Annotated in this window: 22 protein-coding genes; 14 read left to right on the forward strand and 8 right to left on the reverse strand. The window is 56.2% G+C overall.

Going from position 1 to position 22,983, the window contains the following annotated elements:
* Positions 1 to 11: 11 nt before the first annotated feature.
* Positions 12 to 1,133 (reverse strand): peptide chain release factor 2, encoded by a 1,122-nt coding sequence (gene prfB, locus GKG34_RS10345; protein WP_097775423.1) that lies wholly within the window; start codon positions 1,131 to 1,133, stop codon positions 12 to 14.
* Positions 1,134 to 1,349: 216 nt separating this feature from the next.
* Here prfB and GKG34_RS10350 point away from each other — a divergent pair, with 216 nt between their 5' ends.
* Together GKG34_RS10350 and GKG34_RS10355 are read left to right on the forward strand one after the other, a co-directional pair.
* Complete coding sequence (locus tag GKG34_RS10350) at positions 1,350 to 2,324, forward strand: RING finger protein (RefSeq protein WP_154256144.1); 975 nt, start codon at positions 1,350 to 1,352, stop codon at positions 2,322 to 2,324.
* Between the two features lie 68 nt (positions 2,325 to 2,392).
* Positions 2,393 to 3,268: a UTP--glucose-1-phosphate uridylyltransferase gene (locus GKG34_RS10355; protein WP_154256155.1), complete on the forward strand. Its 876-nt coding sequence runs from the start codon at positions 2,393 to 2,395 to the stop codon at positions 3,266 to 3,268.
* Between the two features lie 57 nt (positions 3,269 to 3,325).
* Here GKG34_RS10355 and GKG34_RS10360 read toward each other — a convergent pair whose 3' ends face one another.
* Positions 3,326 to 4,522, reverse strand: coding sequence for a cation:proton antiporter (locus GKG34_RS10360; protein ID WP_347563452.1), 1,197 nt, complete (start codon positions 4,520 to 4,522; stop codon positions 3,326 to 3,328).
* 333 nt (positions 4,523 to 4,855) lie between these two features.
* Here GKG34_RS10360 and rpsF point away from each other — a divergent pair, with 333 nt between their 5' ends.
* From rpsF to GKG34_RS10410, 10 genes are all read left to right on the forward strand, one after another.
* Complete coding sequence (gene rpsF / locus GKG34_RS10365) at positions 4,856 to 5,140, forward strand: 30S ribosomal protein S6 (protein WP_005938979.1); 285 nt, start codon at positions 4,856 to 4,858, stop codon at positions 5,138 to 5,140.
* Positions 5,141 to 5,170: 30 nt separating this feature from the next.
* A complete protein-coding gene (ssb, locus tag GKG34_RS10370) occupies positions 5,171 to 5,653 on the forward strand; it encodes a single-stranded DNA-binding protein (RefSeq protein ID WP_005938982.1) in 483 nt (160 codons plus the stop codon).
* A 46-nt stretch (positions 5,654 to 5,699) separates the two neighbouring features.
* Complete coding sequence (rpsR, locus tag GKG34_RS10375; protein WP_015538096.1) at positions 5,700 to 5,957, forward strand: 30S ribosomal protein S18; 258 nt, start codon at positions 5,700 to 5,702, stop codon at positions 5,955 to 5,957.
* Between the two features lie 363 nt (positions 5,958 to 6,320).
* On the forward strand, positions 6,321 to 7,328 hold the full coding sequence (locus tag GKG34_RS10380; protein WP_005938985.1) for a LacI family DNA-binding transcriptional regulator: 1,008 nt from the start codon (positions 6,321 to 6,323) through the stop codon (positions 7,326 to 7,328).
* Between the two features lie 71 nt (positions 7,329 to 7,399).
* Positions 7,400 to 8,740: an ABC transporter substrate-binding protein gene (locus tag GKG34_RS10385; RefSeq protein ID WP_005938988.1), complete on the forward strand. Its 1,341-nt coding sequence runs from the start codon at positions 7,400 to 7,402 to the stop codon at positions 8,738 to 8,740.
* Positions 8,741 to 8,843: 103 nt separating this feature from the next.
* The gene (locus GKG34_RS10390; RefSeq protein WP_005938991.1) at positions 8,844 to 9,695 is read left to right on the forward strand and encodes a sugar ABC transporter permease; all 852 of its coding nucleotides are present in this window, start codon (positions 8,844 to 8,846) and stop codon (positions 9,693 to 9,695) included.
* Positions 9,695 to 10,537: a carbohydrate ABC transporter permease gene (locus GKG34_RS10395; protein WP_005938994.1), complete on the forward strand. Its 843-nt coding sequence runs from the start codon at positions 9,695 to 9,697 to the stop codon at positions 10,535 to 10,537. Before GKG34_RS10390 ends, GKG34_RS10395 begins: the two co-directional genes overlap by 1 nt.
* 15 nt (positions 10,538 to 10,552) lie before the next feature.
* On the forward strand, positions 10,553 to 12,016 hold the full coding sequence (gene malQ, locus GKG34_RS10400) for a 4-alpha-glucanotransferase (protein WP_154256145.1): 1,464 nt from the start codon (positions 10,553 to 10,555) through the stop codon (positions 12,014 to 12,016).
* A 281-nt stretch (positions 12,017 to 12,297) separates the two neighbouring features.
* Complete coding sequence (locus GKG34_RS10405; protein ID WP_154256146.1) at positions 12,298 to 12,756, forward strand: hypothetical protein; 459 nt, start codon at positions 12,298 to 12,300, stop codon at positions 12,754 to 12,756.
* 47 nt (positions 12,757 to 12,803) lie between these two features.
* Positions 12,804 to 13,163 (forward strand): hypothetical protein, encoded by a 360-nt coding sequence (locus tag GKG34_RS10410; RefSeq protein ID WP_005939003.1) that lies wholly within the window; start codon positions 12,804 to 12,806, stop codon positions 13,161 to 13,163.
* Between the two features lie 67 nt (positions 13,164 to 13,230).
* Here the strand turns inward: GKG34_RS10410 and GKG34_RS10415 are convergent, their stop codons facing one another.
* Entirely contained in the window at positions 13,231 to 14,523 is a 1,293-nt protein-coding gene (locus GKG34_RS10415; RefSeq protein ID WP_154256147.1) for a galactokinase family protein, read from the reverse strand.
* Positions 14,524 to 14,753: 230 nt separating this feature from the next.
* Between GKG34_RS10415 and GKG34_RS10420 the strand changes: the two genes are divergently transcribed.
* Both GKG34_RS10420 and rlmD read left to right on the forward strand, forming a co-directional pair.
* Entirely contained in the window at positions 14,754 to 15,614 is an 861-nt protein-coding gene (locus GKG34_RS10420) for an AraC family transcriptional regulator (RefSeq protein WP_005939008.1), read from the forward strand.
* A gap of 12 nt (positions 15,615 to 15,626) precedes the next feature.
* Positions 15,627 to 16,997, forward strand: coding sequence for a 23S rRNA (uracil(1939)-C(5))-methyltransferase RlmD (gene rlmD, locus GKG34_RS10425; RefSeq protein ID WP_154256148.1), 1,371 nt, complete (start codon positions 15,627 to 15,629; stop codon positions 16,995 to 16,997).
* Positions 16,998 to 17,213: 216 nt separating this feature from the next.
* On the opposite strand, the gene GKG34_RS10430 is transcribed toward rlmD, so the two are convergent.
* The 5 genes from GKG34_RS10430 to GKG34_RS10450 form a co-directional block, all read right to left on the reverse strand.
* Positions 17,214 to 18,008 carry an ATP-binding cassette domain-containing protein gene (locus GKG34_RS10430; protein WP_005939014.1) on the reverse strand — a complete coding sequence of 265 codons (795 nt, stop codon included), beginning with the start codon at positions 18,006 to 18,008 and terminating at the stop codon, positions 17,214 to 17,216.
* Positions 18,001 to 18,942 (reverse strand): ABC transporter permease, encoded by a 942-nt coding sequence (locus GKG34_RS10435; RefSeq protein ID WP_097775413.1) that lies wholly within the window; start codon positions 18,940 to 18,942, stop codon positions 18,001 to 18,003. Before GKG34_RS10435 ends, GKG34_RS10430 begins: the two co-directional genes overlap by 8 nt.
* Before the next feature lie 112 nt (positions 18,943 to 19,054).
* A complete protein-coding gene (locus tag GKG34_RS10440; protein WP_154256149.1) occupies positions 19,055 to 20,086 on the reverse strand; it encodes an ABC transporter substrate-binding protein in 1,032 nt (343 codons plus the stop codon).
* A 189-nt stretch (positions 20,087 to 20,275) separates the two neighbouring features.
* Positions 20,276 to 21,001 (reverse strand): YkgJ family cysteine cluster protein, encoded by a 726-nt coding sequence (locus GKG34_RS10445; RefSeq protein ID WP_154256150.1) that lies wholly within the window; start codon positions 20,999 to 21,001, stop codon positions 20,276 to 20,278.
* Positions 21,002 to 21,171: 170 nt separating this feature from the next.
* Positions 21,172 to 22,515 carry an MATE family efflux transporter gene (locus GKG34_RS10450; protein WP_154256151.1) on the reverse strand — a complete coding sequence of 448 codons (1,344 nt, stop codon included), beginning with the start codon at positions 22,513 to 22,515 and terminating at the stop codon, positions 21,172 to 21,174.
* Between the last annotated feature and the right edge of the window lie 468 nt (positions 22,516 to 22,983).

A 22,983-nucleotide genomic window follows, 5' to 3' on the forward strand; every position in this document is an offset into this window, starting at 1 on the left:
TACGTTCAAGATCAGGTATCCTGCAGTTCCCCGCGGCTTGCAGCCTTGAGGTATGCGAAGATGAAACCGTCCAGATCGCCGTCCATCACGGCATCCACATTGCCGGTCTCGTAGTTGGTGCGGTGATCCTTGACCATGGTGTATGGCATGAACACATAGCTGCGGATCTGATGGCCCCATGCGATCTCGTTCTGCACGCCCTTGATGTCGTCGATCTTATCCATGTGCTGCTGCTTTGCGATCTGATACAGCTTTGCCTTCAGCATTTCCATGGCGTAGTCACGGTTCTGGAACTGGCTGCGCTGGGTCTGGCAGCTGACCACGACGCCGGTGGGCTTGTGGATCAGACGCACAGCGGAAGAGGTCTTGTTGATGTGCTGGCCGCCTGCACCGGAGGAACGGTACACCTGCATCTCAATGTCCTCGGGGCGGATATCCACCTGAATGGTGTTGTCCAGCTCGGGCATCACTTCCAGCGAAGCAAAGCTGGTCTGACGGCGGGCATTGGCGTCAAAGGGCGACACACGCACCAGACGATGCACGCCGTTCTCGCTCTTGAGCAGACCGTAGGCGTTGGCACCCTTCACCATCATGGAAGCGCTCTTCATGCCGGCTTCATCGCCGTCCTGATAATCCAGAACCTCCACGGTCATGCCGTGGTTGGAAGCCCACTTATTGTACATGCGGTACAGCATTTCGGCCCAGTCCTGTGCCTCGGTGCCGCCGGTGCCGGCGTGGAAGGTAAGGATGGCGTTGCTGTGGTCGTACTCACCGTTCAGCATGGTCATCAGCTGCAGCTCATCCACTGCCTTGCCCACAGCGTTCACAGACTCCTCTGCTTCGGGGATCATGGCGGGGTCGTATTCTTCATCCAGCATTTCCAGCATGGTCTCGGCATCATCGTACAGGCCCTGCAGCTTTTCAAAGCGGCTCAGCTTGCCCTTCAGGTCGCCCACTTCGTCAAAGACCTTCTTGCTCAGGTCTGCATCATCATAAAAGCCGGGGCGGCTCATGGTGTGCTCCAGCTCCTGCACGCGCTTGCGGGAGGCATCAATGGCAAGGGCTTCTTCCAAGTCCTTGACCGCCTTGCCGTAATCGGCAAGCTGCACCTTCAGTTCGTCAATCGTGATCATTCTCTAAATCCCTCTCGAAATGATAAATAAGGTAAAGTCCTTTGTACTTGCCAAAAGACACAGTTTATACACAGATACTTCATTAGTATACCGAGAATCTATGCTAAAGTAAAGGGGTAAATGGATTATCCTGCTGGAATTTTGAAGATTTTCACCTTTTCTTTTCTCTTTCAGGGGAGTATAATACCAGTATGAACCATACAACAGGAGGAAATCATGCCGAAATATTATGGCTGTCCCTGCGAAGGCTGCGGCAGACCGCTGGCGCTGACCGATGATATCGTGGTCTGCCCGGACTGCGGCGCACCCTATCACCGCGAGTGCTACGAAAAGCTTGGCCGCTGCATCCACACCCCCGCCCATGGCGCGGGCTATGAATGGACGTTCCCGTACAAAGACGATGCTCTGCGCACCTGCCCCAGCTGCGGTGAGCGCACCCTGCGCACCGAAGAGCGCTGCCGCTGCTGCGGTGCCGTTCTTCCGCCGGAGAGCCAGTGCCCGGAGCCGCCCACCCAAAGCCAGCCCGGCACCGACGCAGACGGACGCTTTGATTACAACGACCTTTACCGCCAGTATCAGCAGACGGTGGAGGAGCCCACCCGCCGCAACGTGCAGGCGGCCTTTGGCAAGGAAGAGCTGATCGACGGCATCCCTTACAGCGACTGGAACGATTATATTGGCAAGGCCGCGCCCGTCTACCTGAACGATTACAGCCGGATGCAGCTGCAGCACACCAAAATTTCCATGTGCTTCTCGGCGCTGGTGTTCGGCCCGTTCTATTTCTTCTACCGCAAGGCGTGGAAGCCGGCCTTTGGTTTTCTGGCCGCAGAGCTGGTGGTGGCCCTGCCCACCCTGCTGAGCATGATGCAGGCCACCGGCAGTCCGCTCACTGCGGGCATCAGCAGCACTGCCATCGTCGTGCTTTCCCGCATTATGACGGTGTTCAGCTTTGCGCTGGTGATGCTGCGCACCCTGTACGCCAAGTGGCTGTACCGCAAAAGCGCAGCCGAGCGCATCCGCCGCATCCGTGCTGAGTTCCCGGACGCTGCCCAGCGCCGTGCGGTCCTGTCTGCGCAGGGCGGCGTGAGCATCGCCGGTGTGATCGGTGCCTGTGTGCTGCTGATGGTGCTGGGTGCCTGCGCTACCGTGCTGATGGGTCCGAATCTGGACGCTTTGGCTGGGATGCTCTGATCTGCAATGCCGCCTGCAGAGGCTGGCGTTGCGGATTTCAAAATAGTAATAGGAGAATATGGATCATGATGAAGAAAGTCACAAAAGCTGTCATTCCTGCCGCCGGTCTTGGCACCCGCGTGCTGCCCGCTACCAAGGCCATGCCCAAGGGTATGCTGCCCATTGTGGACAAGCCTGCCATCCAGTATCTGGTGGAAGAAGCTGTGCGTTCCGGCATCACCGATATCCTCATCATTCTGGGCCGCAACCAGAGCATCATTGAGGATCACTTTGACCGCAGCCCTGAGCTGGAAGAAAAGCTGGCAAAGCCCGGCAAGGAAAAGGCTCTGGAAGAGTGCCTTGGCATCGCCAACATGGCAAACATCCTCTTTGTGCGCCAGAAGCAGACGCTGGGTCTGGGCCATGCTGTAAATACTGCCAAGGCTTTCACCGGTGATGATCCCTTCGTGGTGATCTATGGCGACGACGTGATCTGGGGCGAGGACCCGGTCTGTGCTCAGCTGATCCGCGCCTACGAGGAGTTCGGCCGCCCGGTGGCAGGCGTTTCCGCAGTGCCATGGGAAGATGTGAGCCGGTACTGCAGCCTGAAGACCACCCCCATCCACGACAACTATTTCTTTGTGGACGACATGATCGAGAAGCCCAAGAAGGGACAGGAGTTCAGCAACTACTCCATTCTGGGACGCGTGCTGCTGACCCCGGAGATCTACGATATCCTTGCCCACACCAAGCCCGGCGCAGGCGGCGAGATCCAGCTGACCGATGCCATGGCCGAGTATGCCCGCACCCGCGGCGGCATGACGGCCGTAGAGTTCACCGGCAAGCACTATGACATGGGCAACAAGCTCAAGGTGGTGGAAGCTCAGGTGGAGCTGGCCCTGCAGCATCCGGAGATCGGCGAAGAATTCCGCGCTTACCTGAAGGAGTTCTGCAAGACACTGTAACTTATCCTGAAAATAAAAGATCCTCCGGCAGACCTGTCGGAGGATCTTTTTTATTGTTTACCCATTTACCTGACTGGGGTGCTTCTGCGGCGGCATCTTGGTAAAGAGTGCCTTGAGCACCAGCGGAGTTGCCACGCTGGACACCACGATCAGCAGGATCACAGCGGTAAAGTAGACCGAGTCCACCACGCCGACATCCAGGCCCTTCTGGGCCACGATCAGTGCCACCTCGCCGCGGGTCATCATGCCAACGCCGATTTTGAGGGAGTCGCCCCAGTTGAAGCGGCAGATCTTGGCCGCAAGGCCGCAGCCGATGATCTTGGTGATAAGTGCTACAATGACGAAGCAGACACAGAACAGGAAGATTTCCGGCGTCAGGCCGCTGATGTCGGTCTTCAAGCCGATGGATGCAAAGAAGATGGGCGCAAAAATGATATAATTGCTGATATCCACGCGGCGCTCCACATAGGGGGCATCGTCCATAGTGCACAGCACGATACCGGCGATATAGGCACCGGTGATATCGGCAATGCCGAAGTATTCCTCGGCGATGTAGGCCATGGCAAAGCAGAACGCCATGCTCACGATGGTGATGCGCTGGGTGTGGGGATTGCGCTTGTCCAGCCATGTCATAGCAAAGTGAGCCACAACGCCCACGCCCACGGCAGTGGCAAAGAACAGCACCGTATTGATGAGCACCTTGCCCAGACCCGTGCCGGTGCCGGAGCTTGCGCCCAGCACGCAGGTGAGGACTACGATGCCGATGACATCATCAATGACGGCGGCACTGACGATGGTGGTGCCGAGAAAGCTCTTCAGGTGGCCCAGCTCCTGCAGGGTTGCCACCGTAATGGACACGCTGGTGGCCGTCATGATCGTGCCGATGAACAGGGCACGATAGAACTCAGGGCTGCCCACGGCAGAGAAGCCGTAGAACGCACTGTACAGCAGGGTGCCGCCCACCAGCGGAACGGCTACGCCCACGCAGGCGATCAGGGTGGCGATGGGGCCGGCTTTGATCAGTTCCTTCAGATTGGTGCCAAGGCCGGTGGTGAACATCAGCATCACCACGCCGATCTCTGCAAAGGTGGAGATGGCATCACTGGTCTGCACCAGATTCAGCACACAGGGACCGATGATCAAACCGGCAAGGATCTCACCCACCACCTGCGGGGCCTTGCACTTGCGGGCCACCAGGCCAAAGAACTTTGCGCTGAGGATGATGATTGCCAGGTTACGGAAAACCGAATACACAAAGAATCCTTCCTTTACTATAAAATTCCCAGAACCATATATATATACATTCCTTCCGAAGATGGATAACAGAGAGCAGAGAGACGGCCGTTTCCCGGCTGCCCTGCCGTTCATCCTCTGAAAGCCACTATATTATATTCCTCTTTCACAAAAAAATCAAAATATTTTTTATTATATCTTTTTTCGGAAAAAGCTTGACAGAATCCACACAGCTTGCTATAATAAATTGCTGTCTGAACAGACACGCCGCACACAAGGCGCGATGCCGCGTTTTGTGTGTACCCTTGGTCCTGTGATTGCAGGACCCTTAAGTCCAAAAGGAGGTGCTACAAAATGGCAAAGTACGAAACCATGCTGATTACCAGCGCCGCTCTCGACGAGGAGGCTACCGCCGCTCTGGTTGGTAAGTTCAAGTCCCTGATCGAGGCTAACGGTACGATCGATTCCATCGACGAGTGGGGCAAGCGCCGTCTGGCCTACCCCATCAACGACGAGGAGGAAGGCGTTTACACTGTGATCGACTTCACCAGCGAGCCCAGCTTCCCTGCTGAGCTGGACCGTGTGTACAAGATCACTGAAGGTGTTATGCGCAGCCTGATCATTGCTCACGAGGAGTAATTCTTCTGTGACAGAAAGGGAGACCGTAAAATGTTGAATGTTGTTGCCATCATGGGCCGTCTTGTGGCGGATCCCGAACTGCGCACCACCCCGCAGGGTACCAATGTGTGCAGCTTCCGCATTGCCTGTGACCGCAATTTTGCGCGTCAGGGCGAGCAGCGTCAGGCCGATTTCATCGATATCGTTGCATGGCGTCAGCAGGCCGAGTTTGTTTGCAAGTATTTCCAAAAGGGCAGTCTGATCGCCATTGAAGGCAGTCTTCAGACCCGCCAGTATCAGGATAAGAACGGCAACAACCGCACCGCTGTGGAAGTGGTAGCCAACAATATCAACTTTGCAGGCTCCAAAAACAGCAATGCAGGCGGCGGAGCAAATTATCAGAATCATTCTGCTCCCGCCTACCAGAACGCAGCGCCTGCCCGCCCGGCCGCTGTGGAGGCAGCTCCCAGCTACTCTGCCGGCAATGCAGACGACTTCGCCGTCATCGACGACAGCGACGACCTGCCGTTCTGACACGAAACGGTCAATCCGTTAAAAATCCAATAGGAGGTAATAAGCAATGGCTTTTGAAAGAACCGAAGGCTCTCGCCCCGCACGCCCCATGCGTCGCGGCCGCAAGAAGGTTTGCAGCTTCTGTGTCGATCGTATCGACACCATCGATTACAAGGACGTGCCCCGTCTGCGTAAGTACGTCTCTGAGCGTGCAAAGATCATTCCCCGCCGTGTGACCGGCACCTGCGCTTATCATCAGCGCGCACTGACCATCGCCATCAAGCGTGCTCGTCACGTTGCTCTGATGCCCTACGTCAGTGACTAATCTTTAAAGAATCAACTCAATCAAAATAATCAGCAATCAGCAAAGCGCTCTCACCGATGACAAGGTGGGAGCGCTTTTTTTCTTTCTCCTTTTATAAAACCACTGCTCTATGTTGAAAAGTTACAAATCGGTACGGTTTTACCGGTTGTTTCTGATTTATACCGGGAATTTGCGGAACTGTCGGCACATTTTGATTTGCACGCAATTCAATCTGCACAAAAGCAGCTCAGAATGCTATGCAATTTTCACGAAAACACTTTTGGGTTATTGATTTTTTATGCAAATTATGCCATACTATAGTCACTGAAAACGTTCCCGACAACGTTCCCGAATCTATTACCGAAAGTGAGGTACTCCGACAAAATGCCGAATCTGACCATTAAGGACATTGCCCGGATCAGCGGCTGCTCGGTAAGCACCATTTCTCGTGTCATCAACGACCGGCCCGATGTCCGGCCTGAGACCAAGGAGCATGTACTCAAGGTAATGCGGGAGGCCGGGTTCGTGCCCAACACCAATGCACGGCAGCTGAAGATCCAGCAGTCCCGCAGTCTGGTGTTCGTGGTCAAAGGCACCCGCAATCTCTTCTTCTCGGACTTCTTAGTCCAGCTGCAGCGGGCCGCCACCCTGTATGGCTACAATGGCATCGTTTCCTATTTGGATGAAAACGCCAACGAGATCGATGCCGCCGAAAAGATCCTGCGGGAGATCAAGCCCAAAGGTATGATCTTTCTGGGCGGCAGCGTAGCCAACTTCAAAAAAGGCTTTGCCAACATCACAGTCCCCTCGGTGCTGACCACACTGGTCTCCGACGAGCTGGACTTTCCCAATCTTTCCATGGTGGGCGTGGATGACCGCGCTGCAGCCTACACTGCTGTGGACTACCTCATCCAGCAAGGGCATCGTAAGATCGCAGTGCTGGGTGGTCCGGTCACCAGTTATCCCAGCGTGATGCGCCGCGAGGGTGCACAGCAGGCGATGCAGGACGCAGGCATCCTGTTCAGCGACAAGCTGTACGGCCTGTCCAACTACGATTTTGAGTCTGCCTATCACGCCGTGAACAGCCTGCTGGCCCGCCGGGCCGACTTCACCGCCCTGTTCGCCATGAGCGATGTGATTGCCTTAGGTGCCATCCGCGCGCTGGCGAGCGCCGGGCTGCGGGTGCCGGAGGATGTTTCGGTGATCGGCTTTGACGGCATCACGATGTCCCGTTACTGTGTGCCTGTTCTGACTACCGTTGTGCAGCCCAGTGAACAGATCTCGCTGCAGAGCATTGAGTTGCTGGTGCGGCAGATCGAGCACGGTGCACCGGCCCAGACCATCACCTTGCAGCCGGAGTTGCAGCAGGGCGAAAGCGTAAGGGCGATTTAAATTTTGTTTTCCCTCCGTCAGGGGACGGAGATTTTGAAATAGTTTATTTTTAATAAGAAGGAGAACTTATTATGAAGAAAATGATTACTCGTCGTAACTTCCTGAAGGCCGCTGGCGTTTCCGCCGCTGCTCTGGGTCTGGCTGCCTGCGGCGGCTCCTCCAGCAGCACCGCTTCCTCTGCTGCCAGCTCTACCGCTGCTTCCAGCACCGCTGCAAAGGCAGACGGCAAGGTCTACTACCTGAACTTCAAGCCCGAGCAGGATCAGGATTGGCAGGATCTGGCCGCTGAGTACACCAAGGAGACCGGCGTGCCTGTGACCGTTGTCACCGCCGCTTCTGGCCAGTACGAGACCACCCTGATGAGCGAGATGGAGAAGAGCGAGGCTCCCACCCTGTTCCAGGTGAACGGCCCTGTTGGTCTGGCAAACTGGAAGGATTACTGCTACGATCTGTCCGGCAGCCAGCTGTACGGTGAGCTGACCAGCGACTCTTTCGCACTGAAGGATGGCGACGCTGTGGCTGCCATCGCCTACGTCCTCGAGACCTACGGCATCATCTACAACAAGGAACTGCTGACCGCCGCTGGCTATACCCAGGACGACATCAAGGGCTTTGCCGATCTGAAGAAGGTCGCTGACGATATTCAGGCACGCAAGGCTGAGCTGGGCGTGGACGGTGCTTTCACTTCTGCCGGCATGGACAGTTCTTCTGACTGGCGCTTCAAGACCCATCTGGCAAACCTGCCCATCTACTACGAGTACAAGGCAGACGGCATCAGCTCTACCGACGCCATCAAGGGCACCTATCTGGACAACTACAAGCAGATCTGGGATCTGTACATCACCGATTCCACCTGTGACCCCACCCTGCTGGCTTCCAAGACCGGCAACGACGCTGTGGCTGAGTTTGTGGGCAAGAAGGCTGTGTTCTACCAGAACGGCACTTGGGCTTACAATGACGTGAAGGATCTGGGCGACGACAACCTGGGTATGCTGCCCATCTACATCGGCGTGGATGGCGAGGAGAATCAGGGCCTGTGCACCGGTTCCGAGAACTTCTGGTGCGTGAATAACAACTCTTCTGATGCCGACATTCAGGCTACTCTGGACTTCCTGTACTGGTGTGTCACCTCTGAGGCCGGCACCAGCGCGATGGCTGACAAGATGGGCTTCGTCATCCCCTTCAAGAAGGCTAAGGACTCCACCAACCCCCTGATCGGCATTGCAAACCAGTATGTGGCCGACGGCAAGACCAGTGTTGACTGGTGCTTCTCCACCATGCCTTCCGAGGAGTGGAAGAACGGCGTTGGTTCCGCTCTGACCGCTTACGCAGCAGGCACCGGCGACTGGGACGGCGTTGTGACCGCCTTCGTCGATGGCTGGGCTAAGGAATACAAGCTGGCAAACGGCTAAGCTCCTGATCGGTCTATAAAAAAGAACTGAACAGGGAGGCGGGCGAAGAAGTTCGCCCCGCCTCCCCTTTTTTGTTAACCACTCCGCATATAGGAGGTACATCATGCAAAAAGCCATCAGCAAATATTGGCCGGTGTTCGTGCTGCCCACGCTGCTCGCGTTCATCATCGGCTTTATCTGGCCCTTCATCTGGGGCATTTACCTTTCGTTCCAGCGGTTCACTACTGTTAGCAAGACCACCTTTGTGGGCATCCAGAACTACATCAACGTATTTCAGGATTCCACCTTCCTGCACGCCTTCGGCTTTACCGCAGCGTTCACTGTAGTATCCACCGTGCTCATCAACGTCTGCGCCTTTGCCATTGCGCTGGTGCTCACCCGCGGCATCCGCGGCACCAACATCTTCCGTACCGTCTACTTCATGCCCAACCTGATCGGCGGCATCCTGCTGGGCTACATCTGGCAGATCCTGCTCAACGGTGTGCTGGCCAACCTGCAGAAACCTCTGCTGGCGCTGGATGCCAAGGCCGGTTTCGTCGGTCTGGTCATCCTGATGTGCTGGCAGCAGATCGGCTACATGATGATCATTTACGTTGCCGGCCTGCAGAGCGTGCCTGGCGACCTGATCGAAGCTGCCAAGATCGACGGTGCCAACGACCGCGAGATCCTGTTCAAGATCAAAATTCCCATGGTCATGCCCAGCGTGACCATCTGCACCTTCCTGACCCTGACCAACAGCTTCAAGCTGTTCGACCAGAACGTTGCCCTGACCGCAGGCGAACCCGCCAACGCCAGTGAAATGCTGGCCCTGAACATCTACAACACCTTCTATGGCCGTTCCGGTGCCCAGTGGAAGGGCATTGGTCAGGCGAAGGCTGTGGTGTTCTTCCTGATCGTCGTGGTCATTTCTCTGATCCAGCTCCACTTTACCCGTTCCAAGGAGGTGCAGCAGTAATGCCTAAACAGAAAAAAATGTGGGATAACATCCTCACCGTCATCATGACGCTGCTGAGTCTGCTGTGGATTTACCCCATCGTGCTGATCCTGCTGAACAGCTTGAAGATCGAGGGCAGCTTTACCACCTCCACCGTGTTCAAGCTGCCCACCGCCGAGACCTTTGCGGGCCTGAGCAACTACGTTTACGGTGTCACCAAGATGGGCTTCCTTTCCAGCCTTGGCTACAGCCTTGTCATCACCGTTACCAGTGTGGCGCTGATCCTGCTGTGCTGCTCCATGACCGGTTGGTACCTCACCCGCGTGAACAATAAGCTGAGCAAGTTCATGAACCTGCTGATCGTGTTCTCCATGGTCGTGCCCTTCCAGATGGTCATGTTCACCCTGTCCAAGACCGCTGACCAGCTCAATCTGAACACCCCGTGGAACATCTGCATCATCTATCTGGGCTTCGGTGCCGGTCTGGCCGTGTTCATGTTCACCGGCTTCATGAAGAGCGTGCCCATGGAAATTGAGGAAGCGGCCATGATCGACGGCTGCAACCCCATTCAGATCTTCTTCAAGGTCGTATTCCCCATCCTCAAGCCCACCATGATCTCCACCGCCATCCTCGAGACTATGTGGGTGTGGAATGACTACCTGCTGCCCACTCTGGTGCTGGACATCAAGAAATACCGCACCATTCCCATGGCCATCCAGTACTTCCGCGGCGGCTACGGCCGTGTGGAGCTGGCTCCCATGATGGCCTGCATCATCATTGCCATTATCCCCATCATCATCCTGTACATGACCTGCCAGAAGTACATCATTGAGGGCGTTGTGGCAGGTGCTGTCAAGGGCTAAGGAGGTGCGCACACTATGCGTGCAAGCGGCATTCTGATGCCCGTTTTCAGTCTGCCGGGGCCTTTTGGCATCGGTACGCTGGGAAAAGAGGCCTTTGCATTCGTGGATTTTCTGGCCGATGCAAAGCAGACCTACTGGCAGATCCTGCCCATCGGCCCCACCGGCTACGGCGACAGCCCTTATCAGAGCTTTTCCGCCTTTGCCGGTAACCCCTACTTCATTGACTACCGCCTGCTGGCCGACGTCGGTCTGCTGACGGCCGATGAAGTGCCCGCCGCACGGCCTGTAGGCCCCATCGACTACGGCGCACTGTACAACGAGCGGCCTGTGATCCTGAAAAAGGCAGCCGACCGCCTGCTGGCAGCCCCCTCCCCCTCCTATGAAGCCTTCTGCGAGGCGCAGAGCTTCTGGCTGGAGGATTACGCCCTGTTTATGGCTGTCAAGGCCGAACAGGGGCAGGCCGGCCTTGCCGACTGGCCGGATGACCTGCGCTGCCGCAAACCGGAAGCCATTGCTGCCGCAAAACAGCGTCTCGCCGGTGCGGTGGATTACTACAAGGCGGTGCAATTCTTCTTCTACACCCAGTGGAACGCCCTGAAGGCTTACGCCAACGGCAAGGGCGTCCGTCTGGTGGGCGATATTCCCATCTATGTCAGCCCGGATTCCAGCGATCTGTGGACCCACCCGGAGCTGTTCCAGACCGACGGAGAAATGCATCTGACCCAGGTGGCCGGATGCCCGCCGGACGCCTTTGCAGCAGACGGCCAGCTGTGGGGCAACCCCCTGTATGACTGGCCCACGCACAAAGCCACCGGCTTTGCGTGGTGGAAGCAGCGCATGAAGCACGCCACCTCCATTTACGATGTGGTGCGCATCGACCACTTCCGCGGCTTCGAGAGCTATTACTCCATTCCCGCCGGGAACAAAACGGCGACGGGCGGCCACTGGGAAAAAGGCCCTGACCGCGATTTTATCAACGCCATGCACGAAAACCTTGGCGAGGGCGGCATCATTGCCGAGGATCTTGGCTACCTGACCCCGGAGGTCAAGGCCATGCTTTCTGCCAGCGGCTACCCGGGCATGAAGATCATGCAGTTTGCCTTTGACAGCCGGGAATCCGGCAATTATCTGCCCCACACCTACCACCGCAACAGCGTGGTGTACACCGGCACCCACGACAATGTGACCACCGAAGGCTGGCGTACCAACGCCAGTGCCGAGGATGTGGCCTATGCCTGCCGCTACCTGCGCTGCCAGCCGGAAGAGCTGACCGAGGCCATGATCTGTGCCTGCCTTGCCAGTGTATCGGATACCGCTGTGATCCCTCTGGCGGACTGGCTGCATCTGGGCAGTGAGGCCCGCATCAACACTCCCAGCACCCAAGGCTCCAACTGGCAGTGGCGGCTCACCTGTCCCTTGCCGGAAGCACTGGCCGGACACATTGCGCAGCTGACCGTGCTCTACGAACGGGCACAGTAATTCCCCGATCATTTTCTCCTCGTAAAAGCGTCTGCACCCGGAATGTGCAGGCGCTTTTGTTTTTTCTACAGAACATTTTTTCAGGACCAGATTCTGGACATATTGCGCATTTTTGGGCTGACATCCGTGATTTTGCCGCCCTTCTGTAACAGTTTATTCACAAATGTATCATGATTTTGCGCATCTCTGCTCTTGTTATTTGGACACAGTTATGTTACAATTCAGATAGTATTATTGTCTGCCTTTGTGCAGATTTCACTACGGAAAGGAGTTCTTCCACCATGGATCATCCCAATCAGAATACCATGCTTTTACCGGCTTCCTATGCCGTTATCTCCGAAGAAGAAATGACCTATCTGGATGGCGGTCAGTCCATCTACCTTGGCTCAGCCTTTAATCACGATATTTATTTCAACACCGATCAGTTTGCTACATTCTGCCAGAATGCAGCGATCAACCTGTTCGTGCTGATGAGCAACTATTCCTTCCGGTACATCGCAGGCCGTGTGCAGTCCGGTCTGTCGAATGGTCTGAGCCTGTCCGGCACCTTCTATCACACCTGGGATAAGATGAACACCTGGAGCCGTATCGCTTCTGTGGGCGTTGCCGGTCTGGCCGGTGTCTATGTCTATTCGCAGGTCATGAACGTCATTCGTACCGTTACAAGCATCTACGATCAGATCGTGAACCCCATGCCGAGCTTTGATGCCGCTCAGGCCGAGGAAACCGCTGCCGCCTGAGTTTGATTCCATTCCCGGAACGATTTTGTCAGAAAGGAGCTTTCTCCATGAAAAACCTTCAGATGCCGCATTCATACATTTCTGTTTCCGAAGAAGAGCTGCGCAGTATTTCCGGCGGCGGGCCGCTGGGCGATGCGCTGGATCTTTTCTTCAGCAATCTGCGTCTGGACGATCTTTTCTTTAGCGGCGGATTGATCTCACTTTCTTTCACCTTTGTGCCCATGCTGCTGTTCAATGTGGTAAAGACAGGCTTCAACTTCGTGGTGAGCGCCTACGATACCATCGCAGACCTGTTCCATTTTTCCCACGAGGAGCGGGACATGGTGCAGTATATCTCGGATCAGCAGCGCCGGGAAGAAGAGAAAGAGCAGGCTCAGTCCGCTCCCGGCCCGAAACCGGTTTTCTGAACCTTCCCAGCAGTATAAAGCATAGCAAAAAACGCATCTGCAAAATCTTGCAGATGCGTTTTTGTTTTCAGATCGCTTTCACTGCCCCCTGCTCCCGCAGACGCAGAATGTAGCAGCTGCCCTTGCCGAATACCCGCTCGATCTCGCTGTGATAGCGTTCCAGCAGGCTCTGGGGAACATACGCCTGAATGGTGCCTGCAAAGCCGCCGCCCTGCATCCGCCAGGCTCCCGTGCTGCCCTGCAGGATACTCTGGCTCAGCGCCAGTGCCACCGAAAGCCCCTGATGCCGCACATCGGTACTGCAGTAGACATTCTGGCATAGCGCAAAGGATGCGCGTCCGCTTTCCAGCACCAGCGCTGCAAAGGCATCAAACTGCCCGGCCTGCAGCGCATCCCTCTGGGCAAGGGTGCGAGCGTTCTCTTCAAAATAGTGGATGGCGCGCAGCACCGCGCGGTCGCCGCAGGCTTTGCGCAACGCAGGCAGTGCTGCCCAAAATGCGCTCTCCGTCACCTGTCCCAGCACCTTTTTGCCAAGAAACGCTGCGATCTGCTCCATCTCCTGCCGGATGGCTGCAAACTCACCGGTCAATTCGCTGTGGCTGTCGCGCGTATCGGTAACGCACAGGCTCATGCCCGGCGGCAGCAGGCCGTCGGCGTGGATCTTTTCCAGAACCGGCTGCTGGGGGTCTGCAAAATCCGCAAAGATAATGCCGCCCACTGCGCTGGTCAGCTGATCCAGCAGGCCGCTGGGCTTGCCAAAATAGGTATTCTCCGCATACTGACAGATCTTTGCCAGCTCCGCCGGGGCCAGACCGCAGCCATATTCTCCGTTCCAGATGGCAGCCATGCCCATTTCAAAGGCAGCAGAACTGGAAAGGCCGCTGCCGCGCAGCACATCACTGGCCGTGTATGCATCAAAGCCGCCCACCGCTTTGCCTGCCGCGCGGAAGCCCTCGGCAATGCCGCGGATCAGGCTGGCCGAGTGGGTGCTCTCCCCTTCCTGCGGCCCCTCCACGGTCAGGTCGATCACATCCAGCTTGTTGAACCCGCGGGATTTGACCCGCACGTAGCCGTCTGTATTGTGCGCAGCCACGGCCACAAGATCCAGCGTGACAGCCGCCGCAAGGCCATAACCGTGCTGGTGGTCGGTGTGGTTGCCGCCCAGCTCTGCGCGGCCCGGTGCCGAATAAACCTGCACCTGCCTGCCCGGCCCAAAGTACAGCTCAAACTGTTCCAGCGCAGCACAGTAGCGTGCCCGCTGCCGACAGATCTCCTGCGCCGCATCGCCATACAGTGCCCGGAGCTTATCGTCCCATTTGCCCGCCGCGATCTCATTTCGGAGCTGCGCACTGTTTGCCATAACGATTCCTCCCTCAATATGCTGCTTTGGGATAGATGGGTATGTTACGTCTATTGTAATGCATCCAACCGCTTTTTTCAATTTCCAACGCTGAAAAAACGCGAATTTTGGCACCCAGTTCAAAGAATAAGATGTACTTTTGTTGAATTTGCGGGCAGATGTGTGGTATACTATACCAAAGATCGGGCACAAAGCTGCCCGCAACGTGACAGAGCGGAGGAAACGCGGCTATGGCAGATGTATATAAGCAATCCTTCAAACAAAATTATACCAATAATATTGAGCTTTCCATCTTCAATTGCGGTATCGAACGCTGTGCTCCGGGCCAAACATGGGGGCCGGGTATCCGCGACCATTACCTGATCCATCTGGTACTTTCCGGCAAGGGCGTATTCGAGGTGGGCGGACGCACCTGGGAAGTGAGCCAGGGCCAGCTGTTTTTTGCCCGGCCAAGCCAGCTGATCCGGTATACTGCCGATGAGCAGCAGCCTTGGGAGTACAGCTGGGTAGGCTTCAACGGTGCGTGTGCCCACAAACTGGCCGCGCAGCTCCCCTTCACCGACGACTCGCCGGTGCATCACACCCACGACCCCGATGGGATGCGTGCCGCTCTGGCCAACATTTATTCCTCCCGCGGGCTGCAGCCGCAGGATGAAGCCGCCATGGTGGGCTACCTTTATCTCTTCATCGCTTCTCTGATGAAGGAGACCAGCGCTGGCAAACCGCACACGGCTTCCTCTTCCAGCCAGTATGTGCTCAACGCCATCAAGTACATCCAGTTCAATTATTCACACGATATTTCCATTGATGATGTGGCAAAAAGCGTAGGTGTCTCCCGCAGTCACCTGTACCGCGTGTTCATGCTGAACGTAGGCAAAAGCCCCATCGATTATCTTACCGAATACCGCATCAACGAAGCCTGCAAGCTGCTGCGCGCAGGCAACCTTTCCATTGCCGAGGTCGCGGTGTCGGTAGGCTTCTTTGACCAGTTCTATTTCTCGCGGGTATTCAAGCGCGCTAAGGGCGTGCCGCCCAGCAAGTATTTTGCGGCGCAGGCTGATGCTCCCGCCGACGGCCCCGACCACCAGTAAAGGAGACCCTTCATGCCCTTACAGAAAAATCAAGTTCTCACCCTGCGCGTAGAGCGTCTTTCCAGCGATGGCAGCGGCGTAGCACACAGCCCAGACGGTGAGACCGTGTTTATTCCCGGTGCCGCCCCCGGCGACGAAGCCCGGGTGCGCATCGTTAAGGACTGCAAGCGCTACGCCTTCGGTATTCTGGACGAGGTGCTCACTCCTTCGCCGGACCGTATCCCGGTGGATTGTGCCGTGGCAGGCCCCTGCGGCGGCTGCAGCCTGCGGCATCTGGACTATGCTGCCGAGCTGCGCGCCAAGCAGGAGAATGTTGCAGATGCCTTTGCCCGCATCGGAGGATTGGATGTGCCTGTTCTGCCCATTGTGGGTTCGCCGGAAGTGAACCGCTACCGCAATAAGGTGCAGTTCCCGGTGGGCGTGGACAAAAGCGGTAAGCCCTGTATCGGCTTCTACGCCGGGCGCACCCATCGTATCGTCCCCTGCCCGGACTGCCGCCTGCAGCCCGGTGTGCTGAATGAGATCGGCAACGCATTGTGCGCTTTTTTTGCAGAAAAGGGCATCCAGCCGTACAGCGAGGAGACCGGCAGGGGCCTTGTGCGTCATATCTTTCTGCGGCGCGGCGCTCACAGTGGCCAGATCATGGTCTGCCTTGTCTGCACCCGTGCCAAGCTGCCCTCCGCTGAAGAGCTTTGCACCCGGCTGAAAGCTCAATTTGCAGAGATCACCACGATCCTGCTGAACGTAAATGCTAAAAACACCAACGTGATCCTTGGCACCGAGACCCACACCCTGTATGGGCAGGGGTATATTGAAGACACCCTGTGCGGCGTTCCGGTGCAGCTTGGCCCGCTTTCCTTCTATCAGGTCAATACCCTTGCTGCCGAGCAGCTTTACGGCATTGCCGCCCAGTATGCTCAGCTTACCCCGGACGACCTGCTGCTGGATCTCTACTGCGGCATGGGCACCATTGGTCTTTCCATGGCAGCGCACTGCCGTGAGCTGATCGGTGTGGAGATCGTACCGGAAGCCATTGAAAGTGCCAAGGCTAACGCTGCCCGCATGGGTGCAGATGTGGCCGCAAAGAGCCGATTTTTCTGCGCAGATGCCGGTCAGGCCGCCACCCGCCTTGCCGCTGAGGGCCTTCACCCGGACATCGTAATGCTGGACCCTCCCCGCAAGGGCTGCGACGAAGCCACCCTTTCCGCTGTCGTGCGCATGTCACCCCGCCGGGTGGTCTACGTCAGCTGCAACCCCGCCACCGCCGCAAGAGATGCTGCATGGCTGGAACAAAATGGATATCACGCAGAGAAGGTGCAGCCGGTGGATCTATTTCCAAGAACACGGCATTGCGAATGTGTGCTGAGCCTTTCCAAGGTGTGAGGTTTGAAAAAATGGCTATTCCAAAATATAATGAACTTTACTCGCTGTTCCTCTTTGCAATTCAGGACGGTGCCCCGCATTCTTCAAAAGATGTAAAGAAAATCATCTCTCAAAAACTCCAGTTAACCGCCTTGCTCTTGAATTGGTAAACATACATAAAAAGCGCCAGTCCCGGTTTTCCGGGACAAGCGCTTTGCATTTTAACCTTGTAATTTATCAGGACAGAATCATGCGGTCATTTGCAAACTCGCCGCCGCTGGCGATCTGGAACTTTGCCAGCAGGTCGGAGACGTGCAGGTTCTTCTTTTCCTCACCGGAAACATCATAGATGATATGGCCTTCGTACATCATGATCAGGCGGTTGCCATACTTAATGGCATCCTTCATGTTGTGGGTGATCATCATGGTGGTGAGATGGTTTTCCTCCACGATTTTGGCCGAGAGGGTCAGCACCTTGAGCGCGGTCTTGGGGTCCAGCGCAGCGGTGTGCTCGTCCAGCAGCAGGAGCTTGGGCTTGTTCATGGTAGCCATCAGCAGGGTCAGTGCCTGACGCTGGCCGCCGGAAAGCAGGCCCACACGGGCCGTCAGGCGGTCTTCCAGACCCAGATCCAGCGTCTTGAGCAGTTCACGGTACTGCTCGCGCTCTGCCTTGGTAATGCCAATGCGCAGGGTGCGGGGCTTGCCGCGGCGTGCAGCCAGGGCAAGGTTCTCTTCGATCTGCATGGTGGCAGCAGTGCCGGTCATGGGGTCCTGAAACACGCGGCCGATGTAAGCGGCACGCTGATGCTCGCTCAGGCGGGTCACATCCACACCGTCAATAATGATCTTGCCTTCGTCCACCGGCCACACACCGGCAACTGCGTTCAGCATGGTGGATTTGCCTGCACCGTTGCCGCCGATCACGGTAACGAAATCGCCCTCGTTCAGCTTCAGGTTCAGGCCGTTCAGGGCAGTTTTCTGGTTGACCGTGCCAGCGTTAAAGGTCTTGGAAACATTCTGGATCTCAAGCATTTTTTGCATCCTCCTTTGCCTTCTTCACCGGCTTCGAGAAGTACTTGCCCTTCCAGTACGGCACGGCAAGGAAAACAGCCACCACAGAAGCGCTCAGCAGCTTGAGCAGGTTGGCATCGAAACCCAGAGTCAGCACCAGCTGGATGACAATGTAGTAGATGATGGCACCCAGAGAGACAGAAACCATCTTGAGTGCAAAGTTGTGGAAGATGCGGCTGAACAGAGCCTCGCCAATGATGACAGCAGCCAGACCAATGACGATCGCGCCACGGCCCATGCCGACATCTGCAAAGCCCTGATACTGGCTCAGCAGAGCGCCAGACAGCGCCACCAGACCGTTGGACACAGCCAGGCCCAGCACGATATTGAAGTTGGTGTTGATGCCCTGCGCACGGGACATGGCGGGGTTAGAGCCGGTGGCACGGATGGCACAGCCCAGCTCGGTGCCGAAGAACCAGTACAGAATGCCGATCAGCACCGCTGTGACAATGATGATCATAACGATAGGGTTGTGGAGAGCGAACTCCTTGACCCAGCGCAGGGAGATCAACAGGTTGTACTTGTCCACGTTGATGGCCTGATTGGCCTTGCCCATGATTTTGAGGTTAATGGAATACAGCGAAAGCTGGGTCAGGATGCCGGCAAGGATGGCCGGAATGCCCATAAATGTGTGCAGGACACCGGTGACGAAGCCGGACAGCAGGCCTGCCAGCAGCGCCATGAGCAGGGAGACCCAGACGTTCTGGCCGGACAGCAGGCACATGACGCACACTGCACCGCCGGTGCCAAAGGAGCCGTCCACGGTCAGATCGGCCACATCCAGAATACGGTAGGTCAGGTACACGCCAATGGCCATGATACCCCAGATAAGGCCCTGTGCACAGGCACCCGGCAAAGCGCCCGGCAGGTTTGCCAGTCTTGCAATGATTTCCAAAACAATTCCTCCTAAACGTTACACTTTTTTACTTCCCGTTTGACACGGGAAAGCGGAGAAGAGCACTTTTTACCCTTCTCCGCTGATTTTCTGTTTGGTTTCCCGGAGTATTTTAGCCCTCGATCTCCTCGTAGCCGTCGGGAACGGTCAGGCCCAGATCGTCGCAGATAGTCTTGTTGTACTTCTTGGTCACATCGGTGTACTCGATGGGCATGGTGGAGATATCAGCCTCGCCGTTCAGGATCTTCACTGCCATCTCACCAGTGGTGTAGCCCAGATCGTAGTAGCTGATGGAAAGGGTAGCCACGCCGCAGCCGGCGCAGATACCCTCTTCGCCAGCGAACACAGGCTTCTTGGCCGGGCGGCAGATGCCGTCCACAATGCCGGTGTTTGCAGCAACAGTGTTATCGGTGGGCACATACAGTGCGTCGTTCTCATCGGCAGCCTTCTGGCAGACAGAGGACAGGTCGTTGGAATCAGAGAAAGCGTACTGGGTAGCGGTGACACCCTTTTCCTCCAGATACTTCTGGACCTCATCCACCTGATACTGGCTGTTTGCCTCAGCAGAGCAGTACAGCAGACCAACCTTCTTGGCCTCCGGCATCCACTCCACGATCATCTCAGCCTGCTGATCCAGCGGGGCCAAATCAGAGGTGCCGGAAATGTTGCCGCCCACGGTGCCGTCGAAATCGGTCAGGCCCAGAGCCACACCGTACTCGGTAACAGAGGTGCCCAGCACCGGAATGCTGTCGGTAGCAGACTGTGCAGCCTGCAGAGCGGGCGTAGCATTGGCCATGATCAGATCCACATCAGAGGAAACGAAGCCGTTGGTGATGGTAGCGCAGGTAGCGGAATCGCCCTGTGCATTCTGGAAATCGAAGGTGACGTTCTCGCCGAAGGAAGCAGTCAGAGCATCCTCAAAGCCCTGCGTAGCGGCATCCAGAGCGGCATGCTGCACCAACTGGCAGATGCCGATCGTGAACTTCTGGTCATCGGCTGCAGCAGAAGCAGCAGCGGAGGATGCAGGCGCAGCGGAAGAAGCAGCTGCAGAAGATGCAGAAGAACCGCCGCAGGCAGTCAGGGCAGCAGCTGCGCCGCAGGCAGCGGCAGCAGCCAGAAACGAACGACGAGTGATTTTACGCATAATGTTTATCTCCTCTATCTCTTTGCGTGTGCGGCCTACAGGTACCGCACCGGAAAGCTATGTTTTGTATGCAAGGCTCGTACAGTCTCGCTTTACACTCGTGAAGTATATCACACATTTCACGGTAAAACAACTCACTTTTGCCCTAAAACGGCCTTTATTATCGATTGCATCAAATATATCGATCGATTATTTTGATGCGTTATTTCGTTTTTTCTGATATTCCGTCAGTTTTGCAAATTCAGCATCCAGCCAGTGCAGGTTTTTCTCCAGCTGCGGCAAGAACGGTGCGGCATAGTCGTAGCCAAAATACAGCGCCTGCCAGAGCTTGTCCTGCATCCGGCGCACCAGCACCGGGCTGAGCTGAGCACCCAGCTGTTCCACCGTGTCTTCCAGTGTCATGCAGGTCTGCGCCCAGCGCACATCGGTCTGTTCCCGGGCCGGGACATCGTAACGAGCAAGATAGTCCTCCACCCTTGCCTCGATCACCTGCCCGCCGCAGCCGGTGGGCTGCAGAAAATAGCTCACCTGTCCTTTCCTGCTGATCTCCTGCGCCAGCGGGTACAGAGCACACACCAGCGGTTCGGCATCGTGGATGGCGCAGCGGTCTCCCGTAAGGAAGGGACAGTTGTTCCGGTTCTCCTTCACCGGGGCCAGACGCAGCACCGGCAAATGGCTCACCGTGCCAATGCTGGCCCGGCAATATCCCCGCGCCACGATCTGCGGCGGCAGGCGCAGCCGGGCTGCAATGCGCCACAGGTCAAAGCCTGAAAGTACAATGTCCTCTCTGCCACGGCAGCAGTCGCCGCAGCCATTGCACGCAAAGCTGAAATGTGCATCCCGCGCCAGCAGGGGCATTGCCTCGGTACGGGTAAAATCGATCTGGCCGCACAGGTCGATGTGGTCGTCACGCATCTGTTCTCTCTTCTTTCCTGCATAATAAATAACAGGTCTATTGTACCGCAGGGCCGGTTTTTGTGCAACAAAAAAGCTGCTGTACGCTTGACAGCAGCTCATAGTGGCGCAGCGCACCCACACTCAGGTGGTACATCTATGCCATCTCACCGATTTGGAACGGTTCCCGCTCAGCCATACAGCACCGCTTTCTGCTGCCGCTTGAGCCAGTGGTAAGCGATCACGCACACCAGAATGGAGAACAGCGAACCGCAGGCCGAAGCAAGACCCATGGGCAGCAGCGTCTGCGGGAAGAACTTGGATGCGAGGTAGGCACCCGGCACGCGCACCAGCAGAATGGACAGCGTGTTATGCAGGAAGGACAGCCCGGACTTGCCATAGGCGCAGAAATAGCCGCTGAAGCTGAACTGCACACCTGCAAACAGGCAGTCAAAAATATAACCCCGGATGTAAGATACACCGGCCAGCACCACAGCCTCGTCCGAGGTGAAGGGCCGCACCACCGACGGTGCAATGAACTGCACTGCTACTGCCACGATCAGTCCAAAGGTCAGGCCAATGCCGATGGCGTAGCGCAGAATGGCATCCACACGGTCGTGCTTGCCGGCGCCGATGTTCTGCGCGCCCAGTGCCGATACAGTGGACAGCATGGAGCTGGGCACCAGGAACAAAAAGCTGATGATCTTTTCCACGATGCCCACGGCGGCGGCATCGGTCAGTCCTCGGTGGTTGGCAATGATGGTGATGATCATAAAAGATACCTGAATAAAGCCGTCCTGCATCATCACCGGTATGCCAATGGAAAGGATCTCGCCAAGTGCACTGCGTTCCGGCTTGAAGTCTGCACCCGAAAGGTGGATGCCGCTCTTACGGCGCAGGATCACGACCAGCGAAATGATCACGCTGACCAGCTGAGAAAGAGTGGTACCCAGCGCTGCACCGGCAGGGCCAAGATGCAGCGCGCCCATGAACAGATAATCCAGCGCAATGTTGCTTGCACAGGCCACCGCAATAAAGTACATCGGGCTTCTGGAATCGCCCAGCCCGCGGAAGATCGATGCCATGATATTATACGCCGTGATGCATGGAACGCCGATAAAGCAGATGATCAGGTAGGTACGAGTGCCCGCCACGGCCTGCTCCGGTGTGGAGACAATGCGTACGATCGGATCCACAAGCCCTACCAGCACAGCTGCCAGTACCACAGATCCTGCCATAAACAGCGTAACTGTGTTGCCAATGAGCCGCGCCGCACGAGGTTTGTTCTCTGCGCCCACGGCCCGGCCAATAGTGACCGTTGCCCCCATGGCAAGGCCCACGATCATCACAGTGATCATATGCATCACCTGACTGCCAATGGACACCGCCGTTGTGCTGGCCACACCTTCAAACTGCCCGATGATGAACAGATCCGCCATGCCGTACAGCGTCTGCAAAAAGTACGAAAGCAGATAGGGCAGTGAAAAAAACAAAATGCTTTTCAACACACTGCCGCTGGTCAGATTTTTTTCCATAATGTTTTCTGCCCGGCTTCCCTCTTCTCTGCCGAATGTACAGAGCTTACACTGCCAGACCGGGCAGCTCCTTTCCGTTATAGATAGTAAACCCTACAACGACTGAAGAGTCAAGGTTTTATTACAATAAAGCGGCCCGGTCGTGCCAAAAGGTCAGCACAGCCGAGCCACCATGATTTATTTAAGGTTTTGTTTGTTCAATAGATAAGGCACAAACACATCATAAAATTTTTCGCTTCACTCTGCATGAAATTGTGCCCTTCTCTTCCAGTCTGTTTCATCTTCAATGCTCACATCATTTTCAAAGCATACCTGCCTTTCTGTTTTCTCCTAAAACAGTTTCAAGACAAAAGAAAAACGCCTCAGAATTTCTTCTGAAGCGTTTTTGTTCAAGTCGGCGACTACCTATTTTCACGCGCCGTTTCCAGCGAACTATCTTCGGCACAAGTGAGCTTAACTTCTGTGTTC

This window comes from Faecalibacterium sp. BIOML-A4 (genome assembly GCF_009679665.1).
GTDB classification, from domain to species: Bacteria; Bacillota; Clostridia; order Oscillospirales; family Ruminococcaceae; genus Faecalibacterium; species Faecalibacterium taiwanense.